The sequence below is a fragment of the Microbacterium sp. LWH3-1.2 genome (assembly GCF_040675855.1).
Lineage (GTDB): Bacteria > Actinomycetota > Actinomycetes > Actinomycetales > Microbacteriaceae > Microbacterium.
In genome coordinates this window covers 378,239-395,287 of the sequence record NZ_JBEGIK010000001.1, presented here as the reverse complement: position 1 = coordinate 395,287, position 17,049 = coordinate 378,239, and the positions used below count along the sequence as shown (strand labels likewise).

The 17,049-nt window shown below is 71.4% G+C and carries 12 protein-coding genes; 2 read left to right on the top strand and 10 right to left on the bottom strand.

Going from position 1 to position 17,049, the window contains the following annotated elements:
• Positions 1-57: 57 nt before the first annotated feature.
• From MRBLWH3_RS01850 to MRBLWH3_RS01830, 5 genes are all read right to left on the bottom strand, one after another.
• Entirely contained in the window at positions 58-1,041 is a 984-nt protein-coding gene (locus MRBLWH3_RS01850; RefSeq protein WP_363428139.1) for a serine hydrolase domain-containing protein, read from the bottom strand.
• 25 nt (positions 1,042-1,066) lie between these two features.
• The gene (locus MRBLWH3_RS01845; RefSeq protein WP_363428137.1) at positions 1,067-2,494 is read right to left on the bottom strand and encodes a rhamnulokinase; all 1,428 of its coding nucleotides are present in this window, start codon (positions 2,492-2,494) and stop codon (positions 1,067-1,069) included.
• A complete protein-coding gene (locus MRBLWH3_RS01840; protein WP_363428135.1) occupies positions 2,491-4,527 on the bottom strand; it encodes a bifunctional aldolase/short-chain dehydrogenase in 2,037 nt (678 codons plus the stop codon). Before MRBLWH3_RS01840 ends, MRBLWH3_RS01845 begins: the two co-directional genes overlap by 4 nt.
• A 190-nt stretch (positions 4,528-4,717) precedes the next feature.
• Positions 4,718-5,884 (bottom strand): L-rhamnose isomerase, encoded by a 1,167-nt coding sequence (gene rhaI, locus MRBLWH3_RS01835; RefSeq protein WP_363428133.1) that lies wholly within the window; start codon positions 5,882-5,884, stop codon positions 4,718-4,720.
• On the bottom strand, positions 5,881-6,258 hold the full coding sequence (locus MRBLWH3_RS01830; protein WP_363428131.1) for an L-rhamnose mutarotase: 378 nt from the start codon (positions 6,256-6,258) through the stop codon (positions 5,881-5,883). The genes rhaI and MRBLWH3_RS01830 overlap by 4 nt, the downstream gene beginning before the upstream one ends.
• An 83-nt stretch (positions 6,259-6,341) precedes the next feature.
• Here MRBLWH3_RS01830 and MRBLWH3_RS01825 point away from each other — a divergent pair, with 83 nt between their 5' ends.
• Positions 6,342-7,349: a LacI family DNA-binding transcriptional regulator gene (locus MRBLWH3_RS01825; RefSeq protein ID WP_363435221.1), complete on the top strand. Its 1,008-nt coding sequence runs from the start codon at positions 6,342-6,344 to the stop codon at positions 7,347-7,349.
• Positions 7,350-7,371: 22 nt separating this feature from the next.
• Here MRBLWH3_RS01825 and MRBLWH3_RS01820 read toward each other — a convergent pair whose 3' ends face one another.
• On the bottom strand, positions 7,372-7,833 hold the full coding sequence (locus tag MRBLWH3_RS01820; RefSeq protein WP_363428129.1) for an NUDIX hydrolase: 462 nt from the start codon (positions 7,831-7,833) through the stop codon (positions 7,372-7,374).
• Between the two features lie 27 nt (positions 7,834-7,860).
• Entirely contained in the window at positions 7,861-9,588 is a 1,728-nt protein-coding gene (locus MRBLWH3_RS01815) for a hypothetical protein (protein WP_363428127.1), read from the bottom strand.
• Between the two features lie 226 nt (positions 9,589-9,814).
• Between MRBLWH3_RS01815 and MRBLWH3_RS01810 the strand changes: the two genes are divergently transcribed.
• A complete protein-coding gene (locus tag MRBLWH3_RS01810; protein ID WP_363428125.1) occupies positions 9,815-11,062 on the top strand; it encodes a D-arabinono-1,4-lactone oxidase in 1,248 nt (415 codons plus the stop codon).
• A 60-nt stretch (positions 11,063-11,122) separates the two neighbouring features.
• On the opposite strand, the gene MRBLWH3_RS01805 is transcribed toward MRBLWH3_RS01810, so the two are convergent.
• The 3 genes from MRBLWH3_RS01805 to MRBLWH3_RS01795 form a co-directional block, all read right to left on the bottom strand.
• Complete coding sequence (locus MRBLWH3_RS01805; RefSeq protein WP_363428123.1) at positions 11,123-12,883, bottom strand: DUF5605 domain-containing protein; 1,761 nt, start codon at positions 12,881-12,883, stop codon at positions 11,123-11,125.
• Between the two features lie 40 nt (positions 12,884-12,923).
• On the bottom strand, positions 12,924-15,776 hold the full coding sequence (locus MRBLWH3_RS01800; RefSeq protein WP_363428122.1) for an alpha-L-rhamnosidase: 2,853 nt from the start codon (positions 15,774-15,776) through the stop codon (positions 12,924-12,926).
• Positions 15,777-15,911: 135 nt separating this feature from the next.
• Positions 15,912-17,042, bottom strand: coding sequence for a serine hydrolase domain-containing protein (locus MRBLWH3_RS01795; protein ID WP_363428120.1), 1,131 nt, complete (start codon positions 17,040-17,042; stop codon positions 15,912-15,914).
• Positions 17,043-17,049: the final 7 nt, after the last annotated feature.

Sequence of the window (17,049 nt, the reverse complement as noted above, 5' to 3'; positions counted from 1 at the left end):
GTTGACTCCGGTGGAGGAAGCGGGGACGGATGCCGCAGCATCCGTCCCCTCGTGGACTCAGAGCGCAGTGATCACCGCGTTGTCGAGCTCGTCGATGTTCACGGGCCGATCGACCCGATTGGTCAGCAGCACCCAGGCCACGCCCGCGGTCGGATGGATCCAGAGCTCGGTGCCGGCCCAGCCACCGTGTCCGTAGGCGTCGCGATCGATCAGGCTGGGCGCCCGCGTGCGCAAGTTCCAGGTGAAGCCCCAGTCCTGCCCGACCGCCGCAGGATAGGGTTCGAGCCGCGGGATGTCGCCCGTCAACGGGCGGAGCATCATCTCCAGCGTGCGCGGGTGCACCACACCGCCGGTCTCGCCGCGGCCGATCCGCAGCAGCGCCGAGGCGAGCGCGAGCAGATCGCCCGCACGCCCGATCAGTCCGGCGCCGGGGTGGCGGAGCGCCGCGAACGCCTCGATGTCGAGGCCGTTGGCCGCCGCATCCGTCACCACATGCGGGTCGGAGGCCTCGTCGAGGGTCAGCCCGCCGGCGCCGAGCGCGGACGCCCATTCGGCGAGGTCCGCCTCCCACGTCCTTCCCGTGGCGTACTCGGTGAGGGCTGCGATGCCCTCGAACGCGATCGTCGAGTAGCGCGACATCGTGCCGGCGACGAAGTCCCTGCCGCCGCTCACGAGTCGGTCGCGAAGGCCCGGCGCGTCCATCGCCGGTTCGGCGATGCCCGAGGTGTGACTCGCGAGGTGGCGCAGCCGCACGAGGTCGTCGCGGTGCTGCCCGAAGTCGGGCACTGCGGCCGCGAGCGGCGTGCCGGGAACGAGCAGCCCCCGCTCGATCGCGCGCGCCGCGACGAGTCCGACGAGGGGCTTCGTGATCGAGAAGAGCCGGTAATGGTCGTCGACCTTCGCGGCACGGCGACCGGTCGCTCCGAACGCGTCGAGTGCGACGACCCCCTCGGCTGTCGCGATCCCCAGCACGGCGGTCGGCAGGCGGTCGGCCTCGACCGCACGACGGGCCCAGTCGAACGCGGCGGCGTATTCGGTCATGCGGAGTCCTCTCGAGCGTGAGGTTCTATCCTGCCCGGGGTTCGAACCGTTCGGGCGGGAACACCGCCGCGACCGCCATCCGGAGCGTCTCGAGCGAGGCGTCCCCTCCGAACCAGCCGTGCGCGCGCGCCTGCACCAGGACGTTGCCGAGGGCGGTCGCCTCGACCGGGCCGGCGAGCACCGGCAGCCCGGAGCGGTCCGCCGTCGCCTGACACAGCAGCCGGTTGAGCGCGCCGCCGCCGACGATGTGGATCACGTCGATGTCGCGGTCGGTGAGCCCGCCGGCGGTCGCCACGGCGTCGGCGAACGCCTGCGCGATGCTCTCCACGATCGTGCGCGCGAGCGCCTCACGCGTGGCAGGTACCGGCGCGCCCGCTTCTGCGAGTGCGGCCGCGATGCGAGCGGGCATGCCGCCGGGCGCCGACAGGCGCGGATCGTTCGCGTCGAACAGCGGGATGTCGCCGGAGACGGATGCTGCCGACTCCAGCAGGCCCGGGAGGTCGATCGTTGCGCCGTCCTCGGCCTCCCAGGTGCGCACGGCCTCGCTCAGGAGCCACAGGCCGGTGACGTTGTGGAGGAAGCGCACGCGTCCGTCGACGCCGCCCTCGTTCGTGAAGTTCGCCTCGCGCGCCGCGTCGCTCACGACGGGCTCGTCCAGCTCGACGCCGACGAGGCCCCACGTGCCGCAAGAGATGTACGCCGCGTCCGGAGTGCTGAGCGGCACCGCGACGACGGCCGAGGCGGTGTCGTGCGAGCCGACCGCGATCACGGCGAGGGGTGCGCCGATGCGCTCGCGCGCCTCGCCCTGCAGTGCACCCAGCCGGTCGCCCGGATCCACGAGCGGGGGGAGCACGGTTGCCGGGATCCCGAGTCGCGCCGCCAGCTCGACGTCCCACTCACCGGTGCGGACATCGACAAGTCCCGTCGTGGAGGCGTTCGTGCGCTCGGCGGAACACGCACCGGTGAGGAGGAACGCGACCAGGTCGGGGATCAGGAGCGAGACGTCGGCGTCGGCGAGACGCTGCTCGACCGCGTACTGGTACAGCGTGGTGAAAGGCAGGAACTGCAGGCCGTTGCGCCGGTAGAGCTCGTCGAACGGCGCGGCGCCGTGCACCGACTCCACGCCGCGCGCGGTGCGCTCGTCGCGGTAGTGGAACGGCTCGCCGAGCAGCTCGTCGCCGTGCACCAGGCCGTAGTCCACGGCCCACGAGTCGATGCCGATGCTCGCGATAGCGGGCTCTCGGCGGAGCGCCTCGGTGAGGCCGTCCACGATGTGCCGGTACAGCGCCGTGAAGTCCCAGTGGAGGCCGTCGGGCCCGGGGACCGGTCCGTTCGGGAATCGGGACACCTGCTCGAGGCGCAGCATCCCGTCGTCCACGTAGCCGAGCATGACGCGGCCGCTGGTCGCGCCGAGATCGACGGCGGCGACGACCCCGCCGGTGGGGGGCGTCATCGGAGGAACGCCGCCGCCACCCCGGAGTCCACCGGGATGTGCAGGCCGGTGGTGCGAGAGAGCTCGGGACCCGTCAGCACGAAGACCGCGTCGGCGACGTTCTCGGGCACGACCTCGCGCTTGAGGATGGTGCGGTTGGCGTAGTACTGGCCGAGGTCCTCTTCCTTGACGCCGTAGGTCGCGGCGCGGTTCGCGCCCCAGCCGGCGGCGAAGATGCCCGAGCCGCGCACGACGCCGTCGGGGTTGATGCCGTTCACGCGCACGCCGTGCTCGCCGAGCTCGACGGCGAGCAGGCGCACCTGGTGGGCCTGGTCGGCCTTGGTCGCCGAGTACGCGATGTTGTTCGGTCCGGCGAAGACCGAGTTCTTCGACGAGATGTAGACGACGTCGCCGCCGAGCTTCTGCTCGATGAGGATCTTCGCGGCGGCCTTCGACACCAGGAAGGAGCCCTTCGCCATGACGTCGTGCTGCAGGTCCCAGTCGTTCTCGGTGGTCTCCAGCAGTGGCTTCGACAGCGACAGGCCGGCGTTGTTGACCACGAGGTCGACCCCGCCGAATGCGAGCACCGCGGCATCGAACGCGGCCTGGATCTGGTCGGCGTCGGCGACGTTCGCGGCGACGCCGATGGCGACGTCCGTGTTGCCGAGCTCGGCCGCGGCAGCCTGCGCCTTCCCGAGGTCGAGGTCGGCGATCACGACGCAGGCGCCCTCGGCGGCGAGGCGGGTCGCGATGGCTTTGCCGATGCCGGATGCCGCGCCCGTGACGAGGGCGATCCGGCCCTGGTGCGTCTTGGGCGTGGGCATCCGCTGCAGCTTCGCCTCTTCGAGGGCCCAGTACTCGATGCGGAACTTCTCGGCGTCGGAGATGGGCGTGTAGGTCGAGAGCGCCTCAGCGCCGCGCATCACGTTGATGGCGTTGACGTAGAACTCGCCCGCGACCCGGGCGGTCTGCTTGTTCGCGCCGTACGAGAACATGCCGACGCCGGGGATGAGCACGATGAGCGGGTCGGCGCCGCGGATGGCGGGCGAGTCGGCCGTCGCGTGCGCGTCGTAGTACGCCTGGTAGTCGGCGCGGTACTCCTCGTGCAGCTCCTGCAGGCGCGCGATGCTGTCCTCCACCGACGCGGAGGCCGGCAGGTCGAGGATCAGCGGCCTCACCTTGGTGCGCAGGAAGTGGTCGGGGCAGCTGGTGCCGAGCGCCGCCAGCTCGGGGGCCCTCTCGGAGGCGAGGAAGTCCAGGACGACGTCGGAGTCGGTGAAGTGGCCCACCATCGGCTTGTCGGTCGATGCCAGCCCACGGATGGTCGGCGCCAGCGCGGCGGCCTTGGCGCGGCGCTCGGTCTCGGGCAGGGCGTCGAAGCCGGCGCGGACACCGCCGAACGGGTCCGCCTTGCCGTTGGCGTCGATGTACGTCTGCGCGGTCTCGATGATCCACAGCGAGTTCTGCTCCGCCTCCTCCGACGTGCCGCCCCACGCGGTGATGCCGTGGCCGCCGAGGATCGTGCCCAACGCCAGCGGGTTCTGCTTCTTGATCTCGGAGATGTCGAGACCCAGCTGGAAGCCGGGGCGGCGCCACGGCACCCACACGACCTTGTCGCCGAAGATCTTCGCGGTCAGCTCCTCGCCGTCCGCGGCGGTCGCGATCGCGATGCCCGAGTCGGGGTGCAGGTGGTCCACGTGCGCGGCGTCCACGAGACCGTGCATCGCGGTGTCGATCGACGGGGCGGCGCCGCCCTTGCCGTGCAGGCAGTAGTCGAACGCGGCGACCATCTCGTCCTCGCGCTCCACGCCCGGGTAGACCCTGACGAGGGCGCGCATGCGGTCCAGGCGCAGCACCGCGAGCCCGGGCTCGGTCAGCGTGCCGAGGTCTCCTCCCGAGCCCTTCACCCATAGAAGCTCGACGGGCTCGCCCGTGACCGGGTCTGTCTCGGTGCCCTTCGCGGAGGTGTTGCCGCCGGCGTAGTTGGTGTTCTTCGGGTCGGCGCCGAGGCGGTTCGACCGCGCGATGAGGTCGGTGACGGCCTGGTTGGTCATGATGCGTTCCTTCGTTCGGTTTGTTCACCTGTCACGATGTGCCGGTCGCGGCGGCCTTCTGCGACAGGGGAGCGGAGTACTTTCGGCTCGCCTGTCACGATGTGCCGGGTGTGCTGGCAAGTCGTGACAGGGGAGCAGGGGGAGGAGGGGAATCGGCATCCCCCGCCCCGGTGGGTCCGGATGCCCGGGGCTACGCGCCCCAGCCGGCCAGCGTGCCGCCGACACGGTCCGCAGCGATCTGCTGCTGGTAGCCGGATGCCGCGTACGCGGCCATCGGGTCGGCCGCGAGTCCGCGCGACTCACGCCACTCGGCGAGGGCCGGACGCACGTCGGTGTAGAACGCGTCCATGAAGACGGCGTTGGCGGCCAGCACGTCGTTCTGCTGCTGGGCTGCGGCGAGGGCGTCGCGGTCGACGAGCAGGGCACGGGCGGTCATCTCCTGGACGTTCAGCACCGAGCGGATCTGGCCGGGGATCTTGTCCTCGACGTTGTGGCACTGGTCGAGCATGAAGGCCACGTCGGGGTTGTTGAGCCCGCCGCCGCGCACCACCTCGAAGACGATGCGGAAGAGCTGGAACGGATCGGCGGCGCCCACGATGAGGTCGTCGTCGGCGTAGAAGCGGGAGTTGAAGTCGAACGAGCCGAGCTTTCCGAGGCGCAGCAGCTGCATCACGATGAACTCGATGTTGGTGCCCGGCGCGTGGTGGCCGGTGTCGAGGCAGACCATCGCCTTGTCGCCGAGCGACGCGACCTGCGCGTAGGACGTGCCCCAGTCCGGAACGTCGGTGTGGTAGAACGCCGGCTCGAAGAACTTGTACTCGAGCACGAGGCGCTGTTCGTCGGACAGACGGTCGTAGATCTTCTGCAACGAATCCTGCAGGCGGTCCTGACGGGCACGGATGTCGGCCTGCCCCGGGTAGTTCGAGCCCTCGGCGAGCCAGATCTTCAGGTCGCGCGAGCCGGTGGCCTCCATGATGTCGATGCACTCGAAGTGGTGGTCGATCGCCTTCTGGCGGATCCGGTCGTCGTGGTGCGTGAGCGCACCGAACTTGTAGTCCTCGTCCTGGAACGTGTTCGAGTTGATGGTGCCGAGGCTCACGCCCAGGTCCTCGGCGTGGCGCCGCAGGTCGGCGTAGTCCTCCACCTTGTCCCACGGGATGTGCAGCGCCACGCTGGGAGCGAGCTTCGTGTAGGCGTTGACCTGAGCGGCGTCGGCGATCTTCTCGTACGGGTTGCGCGGGGTGCCGGGTGTCGTGAACACGCGGAAGCGCGTGCCGGAGTTGCCGAACGCCCAGCTGGGCAGTTCGATGCTCTGGCCTTCGAGCGCGGACCGGATGTCGGGTGACAGCGTCGTCATGATGCGGTGCCTTCTTCGGTGGTATCGGTCGCCGTGTCCCTGGTGGCGGCGAGTTGGTCGTGGAGGTTGAAGACTTCGGCGAGGGGAGTGGCGGCCTGATCGGGGCGGCCGTCGAGGCCGACGAAGAAGCGCGCCATCTCGGCCTCCCAGCGTGCGGCGACCTCGGAGTTCGCGAGATAGGCCTGAGCGGCCGCGTCGTCGTCCGTCTCGTAGTAGCCGATCAGTCGACCCGCTTCGCCGAGGAAGAGCGTGTAGTTGCGGCGGCCGGAGGCGGCGATCTCGTCGAGCATCTCCGTCCACACCGGGGTGTGACGGGCGATGTATTCGTCCAGCAGATCGGGCCGCACCATCAGCTGGAAGCAGACTCTCGTCATCGAAGTCCTCGCAGGGAGTGTATGAATCGTTTCAAAGCGTAGCCTCTCTGTATCGTTTCATGCAACAGCGACCGGGAGGGGCGATGGTGGTGAGTGTGCGGGATGTCGCGGCTGCGGCATCCGTCTCGGTCGGAACCGTCTCGAACGTGCTCAACAGGCCCGAGAAGGTGGCGGCGGCTACCGTCGCGCGGGTCACACAGGCGATCGAAGAGCTGGGCTTCGTGCGCAACGACGCCGCGCGGCAGCTCAGGGCCGGACGCAGCCGCAGCATCGCCCTCATCGTGCTCGACGCCGGGAACCCGTTCTTCGCCGAGGTCGCCCGCGGCGCCGAGGACCGTGCGGCGGAATCCGGCATGAGCGTGCTGCTCGGAAGCAGCGATCAGCGCTCCGATCGAGAGGACGCCTACCTCGAGCTGTTCCGCGAGCAGCGGGTCAACGGCGTGCTCGTCACTCCCGTGGACCGCGATCTCGACAGACTCGCTCGTCTGCACGCCGCCGGCGTGCCGGTGGTACTCGTCGACCACGAGGACGCCGAGCGGTCTCTCGGCTCGGTCTCGGTCGACGACGTCGAGGGCGGCTACCTGGCGGTCTCCCATCTGTTGTCGACGGGGCGTCGTCGCATCGCCTTCATCGGGGGGCCGCACACGATCCGTCAGGTCGCCGAGCGCCTCGAGGGGGCGCGCCGCGCCGTCGCCGCGGTCGACGGGGCGACGCTCGAGGTCGTCGAGATGTCGGCGCTGTCGGTGCTCCAGGGGCGCGCGGCCGGCGAGTTGCTGCGCGAGCGCGCCGCCGCGGAACGGCCCGACGGGGTGTTCGCGGCGAACGACCTGCTCGCTGTCGGCGCGCTGCAGGCATTCACCCTCATGGCCGATCTGCAGGTGCCGCGCGACATCGCTCTGATCGGGTACGACGACATCGACTTCGCCTCGGCGACCGTCGTTCCGCTCAGCTCGATCCGCCAGCCCGCGCACCTCATCGGCTACACGGCGGTCGACCTGCTCCTCAAGGACCTGGAGGAGCCGGAGGGCGACCACGAGCGCACGGTGCGCTTCCACCCGGAGCTCGTCGTGCGCGAGTCGACCGGCGGCTGACGCGCCACGCGCCGGCGACGGATCAGCGCGCGGGGAACCCGTGGCGCAGCAGTGTCGCGGACGCGCCCGCCCGCAGGGCGGTGAGCGCCTCCCGCTCGTACGCGGGCATCCGCTCCGGGAGGGAGTCAAGGTCGAACCACGCGAGCTCTGCGCACTTGCGGGGCTCGAGGATCCGCGGCTCGCCCACCCACTCGTCGCACACGAAGAACCAGTCCACGCGCTGCTCGATCGGGTCGTCCGTGCCGTCCGTGCGCTGCATGACGGCGACCGGCGTCAGCGCGGTGGGTGCGAGCGACAGCCCGAGCTCCTCGCGCACTTCGCGGATCGCGGCGTCCACCGCGGTCTCGCCGAGCTCGACGTGCCCCGCGGCGCCGGCTGCCCAGCATCCGTCCATGTATCCGGTGTTCTGCCGCAGCTGCAGCATCACCGAGTCGCCGCGGCGGAGATAGACATACGACGAGGGGACGACGAAGAAGCTGGTCACGGCGACCCAACCTACCGCGGGCGTCGCTCAGACCCGCATGAACGTGCCCGGTGCGAGCTCGACGTGACGGACGGTGCCGTCCGGGAGGCCGATCTCCACGCGGCGGGCGCGGCGGTCGAGGCTGGCCACGAGCACGACATCGTCGTCGGCCCTGCGGGCGCCCAGCGCCCACACGAGGCCGTCGGGGGAGTCGCCGCGCAGGCCGGGCTCGCCCGTGAGGGCGGCGAGCGCCTCGACGGCGTCGAGGGCGGGCAGGGCCGCGCCGTCGGCCGTGCGCAGGCCGCGGGGTCCCCATTCCTCGAAGTAGGCGAGGGTCGTCACGCCGGGCACGGCGAGGGCGGCCGCGCTCGCGATCGTCCACGCGGCGAGCTCGGGCGCTGACTGGCGCGGGTCGGAGCCCTCCGCCAGCGCCGGACCGTACCCGTCGCGGAGGTCGTCGTGCTCGGGCATCGGCGGCGGCGAGGTGGCCGCGCTGTTGAAGTGCGGGCGCAGCGAGATCGGCCCGATGTGCAGTGGCCGCCCGCCGGCGAGGCGGACGCCCTGGTTCGCGACGAGACGCTGCATCGCGATCGACTCGATGAGCTGAGCCGAGCTCAGGCTGTGGAACAGCGGCGTGATGCTGAACACGATGCCGTCGAGCCCGCGGGGCAGGCGGTGGTGCTCGCGGTTGAGCTCGGTGAAGTGCGAGCGCACGCCGCCGACGACCTCGGCCGCGATCCCCGCCTCGGTGAGAGCGTGGCGCAGGTGGCCGATGGCCGCGAGATCCGAGACGTGCTGCGCCGGGCCCGTCGGCGGGAACGCCGTCGCCCGGGCGACGGGCAGATCGCGGAGAGCGAGCGCGGCCTGATCGATCGCCGCCGGGTCGTCGTCGGCGAGCACGAACCTGACGTCGAGCAGGAGACCGGATGCCGCCGCCCGGTCGAGGGCGGCGCGCCAGTTGCGGGTCGCGAGGTCGAGTTCCACGAGCACCGCAGCACCCACCGGGGCGAAGCCTGGAGCGGGATCGGGCGCCGTCGACGCCGACACCGCGATCGCGGGAAGCGGCGGCCCTTCCTCGAGCCGGATGCGCGTGAGCGGGTCCTCGGCCGCAGGTGTCGGCGTTCCCGACACGGCGATCTCGATCGACTGCACGACCCGCTCGTCAGGGGCGAGCGCGTACGGGAACTGCAGCGCGAGGGGACGGCTGTAGGTCTTGTACGAGGCATCCGTCCAGTTGCGCTGGTCCTCCATCTCGAACACGTCACCGGCGAAGCGCACGTCGACCGCGACGCCATCGTGCGACCACGACAGGCCGGCGATGTCGAACGCGGGCTGGTGCGGACTGATGTCGGCGGGGAACCGCGAGCGCGTCACGCCGCCGTCGGGGTGGCGGACGTCCATCGCGGTGCCCGCGAGCGCGGGCGGGTGCAGCGCGACGAGACCGGTGCGGTTCGTCTCGAACTCGGAAGCGGACTCGAGGTCGGCGAGGACGCGCAGGCGCCGGGCGCCTCGAACCTCGGCGCGGACGATGCCGCGGAGGGCGGAACCGAGCCCGGTCGAGTGGACGTGCAGCGTCAGGGCGATGCCGGACGAATCGACGCGGTCGACCACGAGGCGCGCGGTGTCCCAATTGCGGTCGCGCACGACGGCGCGGATCGAGCGAAGCACGACGCTGCCCTCGTACGCGATATCGGCGAACTCGTCGTCGCGCAGCTCGAGCGACCACGGCCCGCTCGTCCACTCACGGGCGGGTTCGCCGTTCCACAGGTCCGTCATCGTCCCATCCTCGCCTCGCCTGTCGCGATGCGCCACAGATGGCGGCAGTTCGTGACAGGCGAGCGGGGCGCAGGAACGGTCGACCGGACTTCTTCGCTGCCCGTGCGCACAGGATAGGTTGTTCCCACACCCGCAGCCTCCGCGATGGCGTTGCACATGGCGACCGCCTCGCAACGGCTCGCCGCCGAAGGCGCGCACTGGACCGCATATCCGAAAAGGAGGCGCGATGCCGCGCAATTGGGCTGGAACCTACGAGTACACAGCGCCCCGGATCGTCGAGGCGACCGCTGTCGACGACGTCGTGCGGGTGCTGCGCGACCCCGGACGGGTGCGCGCGCTCGGCACCCGGCATTCGTTCACCGACCTCCCCGACACCCCCGGCACGCTCGTGGACGTGACGGGGTTCGCGGCCGAGTTCGAGCTCGACGAGACGGCGCAGACCGTCACCGTGCCTGCCGGCATCCGCTACGGCGTGCTCGCCGTCTGGCTCGATGACCGCGGGTGGGCCCTGCGCAACATGGGATCCCTCCCGCACATCAACGTCGGTGGCGCGACGGCCACGGGAACGCACGGCTCGGGCGATGCGAATCCGGTGCTGTCGGCATCGGTCCGGGCGCTGCGCTACGTCGGGGCGGATGCCGAGGTGCACGAGGTGCGCCGCGGCGACCCCGACTTCGACGCGCTCGTGGTGGGCCTCGGCGCCTACGGCGTCGTGGTCTCGCTGACGCTCGACGTCGTGCCCGCGTTCCGCGCCCGGCAGGACATCTACTCCGGCGTCTCGTGGGAGGCCGCGCTGGCCGACTGGAACGCGCTCACCTCCGTCGGGTACAGCGTCTCGGTGTTCTCGCGCTGGGAGGAGCCGTCGCTCGGCTTCGTGTGGGTGAAGTCGCGGCTGGACACGGACGAGGACGCCGTGCCCGACACGATCCTCGATGGAGTGCGCGCTCAGGTGGAGGAGTCGCCCCTCGGGGTGGGGGACAACGTGACGGAACTGGCCGTGCCGGGACCCTGGATGCTGCGGCTCCCGCACTTCCGCCTCGACGCCGAGCCGTCGTTCGGCGACGAGATCCAGAGCGAGTACTTCGTCGCCCGCGCCGACGCGCCCGCGGCGCTGAACGCGGTGCGGACGCTGGGTGACAGCATCCGTCCGCATCTCATCTGGACCGAGCTGCGCACCGCCGCCGCCGACGAACTGTGGCTGAGTCCGGCTTATCGGCGCGACGTCGTGATCATCCACTTCACGTGGCACAACCACCCCGACGACGTCGCCGCCGCGGTCGCCCGCGTCGAGGCCGCGCTCGAGCCGTTCGAGGCACGCCCGCACTGGGGGAAGCTCCACGGGTTCGACCGCGCGGGGATCGAGCGCGTGCACCCGCGCCTGGCCGACGCCCGCGCCGTGTTCGAGCGCCTCGATCCCGAGGGGCGCTTCTCGAACGCCCACCTCGAGCGTCTGGGAGTGCGCGAGCGCCGGTGATCTGCCACGGGAACGCGCCGGGACGGATGCTGCGTCCCCGGGCGTTCTCGCATGTGAGGGTCAGTCGGCGACGCGGATGGCTCGCACGGCCATGAACTGGCGACCCGGCAGCGGCACGCGGACCGTGGCGCGGAAGGTGTCGTCGAGGCGCTCCACCGTCATGTTCCAGGTGTCGATGACGTCGATCGTCCACTCGCCGTCGCCGAGCACGACGTTGCGGAAGCGCGGGCGGTTGAAGCCGAAGTAGCCGACCCGGTGGGTGTCGGTGCCGCCCCACGGGACGTCCCAGTCCGAGGGGAGCGGGTCCCACACGCCCTCGGGCGCGTCGGCGAGCAGCTTCTCGAGGAACCCGATGCGGTCGGGTGACGTGCCGTGCAGCGCCCCGCCCTTCGCCCACCACAGCACCTCGTCGTCGAGTCCGAGCGCCGAGGGGAGGTAGGTCTCGCCGTGGCCGACGTAGCCGCCGCGCACCGCGCCCTCCCAGAACCGGCGCACCATCTCCTCGCCGGTGATGTTGCCCCAGCCCTGGTCGATGTCGCCCTCGTAGGCGCACTCGTCGATCACGACGGGCTTGCCCCACCTCTCACGCCACTCGTCGGTGTTCTCGGCCGTGCGGTAGACGTCGACGCGCTGGATGCTGACGTGTGTGATCCACGGCTTCGCGTAGTCATAGGGCGGGCGGCAGTTGTGGATCGAGTTGAGGTGGCCGAAGGGGTCCTCCTCGCCGACGACCGCGGCCAGGCGCTCCCAGTCGGCGCCGGTCTTCGACCACAGCAGGTCGTACTCGTTCGCCATCGACCACCACACGTTCGAGAACGCGGCGAGACGGCGCACCGCGTAGCGCAGGTAGCGCTCGTCGACGGCCGGACCGAGGTCGGCGAATCCCCACCGGTCGTATGCGTGGAACAGGATGAGGTCGGCCTCGATGCCCAGCTCGCCCAGCTGCGCGATGCGCTGCTCCAGTCGGCGGAAGTGCCCCGGGTCGAACCGCTCGAGGTCGAAGCCGTCCTCGAGGGAGCCGGGGAACACGAAGTCGGCCGGCTCGTTCGCGTTGAAGAGGTACGACTTGGGGAACAGGCACATCCGGATCTTCATGAACGGCGCTTCGGCGAGCGTGTGCAGGGTCTGCTCCTGCAGCTCGTCGCTCTGGTGCGTCCACCCATACGCCGTGGTGCCGAGGGGGCGGTGGCGGGTGCCGTCGGCGTGCCGGAAGTGGAAGCCGTCGACCCGCACCGGCCCGTGGGCGCCCTCGCGCGCCGCCGTCACGGTGACCGTGCCGCCGAGACCGTCGAGCGACCGCGCCGTCGAGCGCGTGACGAAGGTCCAGTCGCCCTCCGCGTCGGCGAGGGCGCGCACGAGATACCGGCCGTCGCCGTCGTAGAAGCCGCCGACCCGCACGGTTGACCCGTCGGGCCGCGCGAATACGGCGTCGAGCTCGACGTCGACGAACGGATTGCCGTGGTTCGGCCCGTCGAAGCGCACCTCGAGCACGTCCCACTTCGGCGTCGCGGAGGGAAGGAGGACGGATGCCGAGCCCCGAGCGACCTCGTCGCCCTCGTAGGCGAGGTCGGGGCTGATCGCCGGCGCGTACGGGGCACGCGCGTCATCGCCATCGTCGAGGGCGGCGAGGGCATTCCAGAGACGCTCTTGCGCATCGGGGTCCTCCAGTTCGGGCACGAGCGCCACGAGCTGGCCGAGTCGCGCGCCGCGGAACTGCGCCGCCATCGGCGACGCGGCGATGCCGGGGAGGTGGGTCTCGAGCACGGCGCGGCCGCCGGGGCTGTCGAGGGTGTCTCCGAAGGTGGAGGCGCGGTCGAACATCGTGGGTCGTTCCTTCTGTGTCGTGTGCGGATCGGCGGCGTCAGCGGGCCGTGGCGGAGCGGATGGCGGTGTCCACAGCGTCGAGCAGCGCCGGCGGCGTGAACATGAGGACGGTCGATACCGGGCGTCCTGTGGCCCAGCGGGTCTCGGTGCGCACGGTGCGCGCGAGATCCCCGTCGGCCTCGTCGAGCGTGTCCAGCAGTGCCTGATAGGCGCGCGGGTCGTCGATCACGTCCGCGAGGGAGGCGGTGACGCCGGGCAGGGGCTGCGGAGCGGGCGCCGGCTCCGTCGGGACGCGCCATTCGTGCCATCCCGAACCCACGTCCGCGAGACGCGAGCCCCGGGGCAGGTCCACCTGGGCCGTGGTGTTCGGCGGAACCACCGCGGTCACGACGACGTCGTCGCCGTCGCGGTGCCACGAGACGGATGCCTCGCCGTACGGCGTCACGTGCCGTGCCGACGCGTGGTCGAGCCCTGCGAGCGGCCGGGGCGCGATCCGCAGCCGGCGGTACCCCGGCTCGGCGGCCGCGAGGCCCGCCACCGAACGGTGCAGCCAGTCGGCGACCGCGCCCAGGGCGTAGTGGTTGAACGAGGTCATCTCGCCGGGGTTCACCGAGCCGTCGGGCAGGAGGCTGTCCCAGCGCTCCCACACGGTGGTCGCGCCCATCGTGACGGGGTAGAGCCACGATGGGCACTCGGTCTGCAGGAGCAGGCGCTCCGCCGCGGCGAGCCGGCCGGCGCGGGTGAGGGCGTCTGCGACCAGCGGTGTTCCGACGAAGCCGGTGCCGATCCGATAGCCGCCCTCGCGCACGAGTGCCGCGAGACGTCCGGCGAGGGCGTCGCGCACACCCGGGTCGGTGACGAGGTCGAACTCCAGTGCCAGCGCGTAGGCGGTCGGGGCGTCGCTCATCATGCGACCGGCAGGGGTGACGTACTCGGCGACGAAGGCGGCGCGGCTGCGTTCTGCGAGTGCTGCGTAGTCCGCGGCATCCGTGTCCTCTCCGAGAACTGATGCGGCGTCGGCCACCTGGCGCAGCGACCGGGCGAGGTACGCCGTCGCGACGATGTCGCCGTCGACCTTCGCCTGCCCGGGCTTGTCGGGCGGGGCCGCCGGGTCGAGCCAGTCGCCGAGCTGCATCCGGCCGGCCCACAGGCCGCCGTCGCCCGCGTCGCGGAGCACGGCGTCGACCCAGGCCTTCATGCTCGGGTACTGCGCGGCCAGCAAGCCGGTGTCGCCGAAGCGCTCGTGCAGCACCGTGGGTACGACGGTGGCCGCGTCGCCCCATGCCGCGGTGGGCCCGAGCCCGCCGGACGAGGGGAGCGCGGCGGGGACGACGACGGGCACGGTGCCGTCGTTGCGGGCCTGCTCGAACGAGAGGTCGCGCAGCCACGACGTCAGGAAGCCGTCGACGTCGTAGAGGAAGCTCGCCGTCGGCGAGAACACCTGGATGTCGCCCGTCCAGCCCAGCCGCTCGTCGCGCTGCGGGCAGTCCGTCGGAATCGACAGGAAGTTGCCGCGCATGCCCCACACCACGTTCTCGTGCAGCCGGTCCAGCTGGGCGTGCGATGAGGCGAACCAGCCGGTGCGGACGAGGTCGGTGTGCAGCACGATGGCCTCGACCTGGGACGGTTCGACCTCGAGCCCGGTCACCTCGGCGTAGCGGAAGCCGTAGAACGAGAACCGGGACTCGAGCACGTCGTCCGCGCCCGAGAGGTCGAACATGGCGGTCGCGCGCGCATTGCGGAGGGGACGGATGCCGAGCTCGCCGTCCTCGAGGACCTCGGCGTGACGCACCACCGCGCGTGTGCCGGCGGCGCCCGTCACCCGCACCCGCAGCCGGCCGACGAGGTTCTGTCCGAAGTCGAGGATTCGCCCGCCGGACGGGGTCTCGATGACATCGACGACCGGCAGCGTGTCGATCCGCCGCACGGGCGGTGCGATGCGCGCTTCGGGCACGGGCACGTTCTCGTACCCGCCGAGCGCGGCCGCGCCGACCCGGACGGGATTCCACGTGGCCGCCGGCACGTCGATGCCGTCCGGTGTGGACCACCCCGGGATCTGCCGCCCGAGATCCTGATGCTCGCCGGCGTAGATGCCGCTGTCGACGACGGGACCGTCGCCGGTCGCGGTCCAGGTGTCACCTGTCGCCGCCACGGTCTCGATCGTGCCGTCCGCATACGTGACGCGTAGCTGCGCCAGGAACGACGGCTGCGTGCCGTAGAGGCGGTTCGTGAAGGTGAAGAAACCGTACTTCTCGGTGTACCAGGCGCCGGCGATCGACGCGCCGATCACGTTCTCGCCCTCGCGGACCAGGGCGGTCACGTCCACGGTCTCGTGTACGACGCGGTCGCGGTAGGCGGTCCACCCGGGGGAGAGCACGTCGTCCGAGACGGGCGCGCCGTTCAGCTCGGGCTCGGCGACGCCGAGCGCCGTCCAGAACAGCAGGGCGCGTTGGACGCGACGGTCGAGGGTGAACCGGGTGCGCACCAACGCGGGCTGCGCGTCGCGCGCCGGTGCGCCCAGCCCGATGGGCTGCGCGACCCACTCGCCATCGGCGAGGAAGCCCGCCGAGACCTCGAGCGGCGCACTCCAGTCCGTCGAGCGGCCGTCGCCGGCGTGCACCCGCACCTGGACCTCGCGGGCCTCACCGGCGGTCAGCGGCGCGAACGGCCACGCGACGAGCACCGAGTCGGGTCCGTCGAGCGACACCGTCTCGATGCCGTCGGTGACCTCGGCGCGGTCCTGGAGCCAGCCGGCCGCGGCGGAGACGGTCCAGGTAAGCCGGGGTGTCGGAGTCGCGACGAACGCGGTGTCGTCACGCAGCTCGGCGCGCAGCGTCGCGACGCGCGAGCCCGCGTGGTCGATCGTGGTCAGGGGCGCAGCATCCGTCATTCGTCGTCTCCCTCCGCCGTCCAGCGCAGCACGGCGACGTCGCCTTCGACGGCGTACACGCCGATGACCCGGCCGGTGAACGAAATGATGAGGGGGTTGGAGAGCGTGGTCACGAAGCTCCTTCGGAGGCGAGCATCAGGACGAGAGACGGATGCCGAGTTCCCGGGCGAGTGCCACGGCGCGCGGGTCCGCGCCGCCCGGCCACGGGCCGCGCGCGATCGTCCACGCGAACGCCAGCCCGGTGTCGGGGTCGACGCAGGCGAGCGCTCCGGCGGCGCCGTCGTGACCGAACGCACGCGGGCCGCCGAACGCGAGCTGCTGCGACGGCTTCTGGAACACGATCGCGTGCGCGCGGTCCTGCTGGTGCAGCACCTCGTCATAGCCGCGGATCTGCTGCTGGCCGATCTCGGCCACCGTGTCGGCGCTGAGGAACGGATCGGCGCCGTCGACCCCGGTGACCGCCGCGGCGAAGAGGCGCGCGAGGCCCCGCGCGGTGCCGGTGCCGGAGGTGGCAGGGTGCCCGTACCCCCAGCTGCGTCGCGAGTTGGCGAGGTCGACCCCGCCGCCCATCGATCCGAAGACGACCGGGCCGAGCGCTGAGAAGGTCGGCGTGGAAGTGTCGGACACCGGCTTGATCATCGGCAGCACGTCGACGCGGCGGGACTCCTGGTCGTCGGGGAGCCCGAGGAAGAAGTCGATGCCGTGGGGTGCGCGGATCTCCTGCTCGTAGAACTCGTGCAGCGTGCGGCCGGTCACCCGGAAGACGAGCTCGTCGCCGAGGTTCCCGATCGTGACGGCATGGTAGCCGAAGGCGCTCCCCGGGTGCCAGAACGGGCGGCTCGTGGCGAGCCGCTCGGCCGCCGCGTGGTGGTCGAGCAGCTCGTCCCAGGTGAGCGCGGGCGCGGTCTGCGGCAGACCCGCCTGGTGCGACAGCAGCTGGCGCACCGTGACGTGCTGCTTGCCCTTGGCGGCGAACTCGGGCCAGTAGGTCGCGACGCGCTCGTCGAGGTCGAGCTCGCCCCGCTCGACGAGAAGGCCGATCGCGAGCCCGATCGTGTTCTTAGTGACCGAGTACGGCACGATGACCGAGTCCTCCACCATGTGCGGCCCGCCCCACGCATCGAGCACGGGGTGACCGTCATGGAACGCGGCGACCTGGAACGAGAGGTCGGGATCGGCGGCGAGAAAGGCGTCGAGGCGCTCTGTGACCTGCTCGAGTCGGGTGTCCGCCCTCCCATGGAGGCGTTCGGTGATCAATTCGTTCATGGCGTTC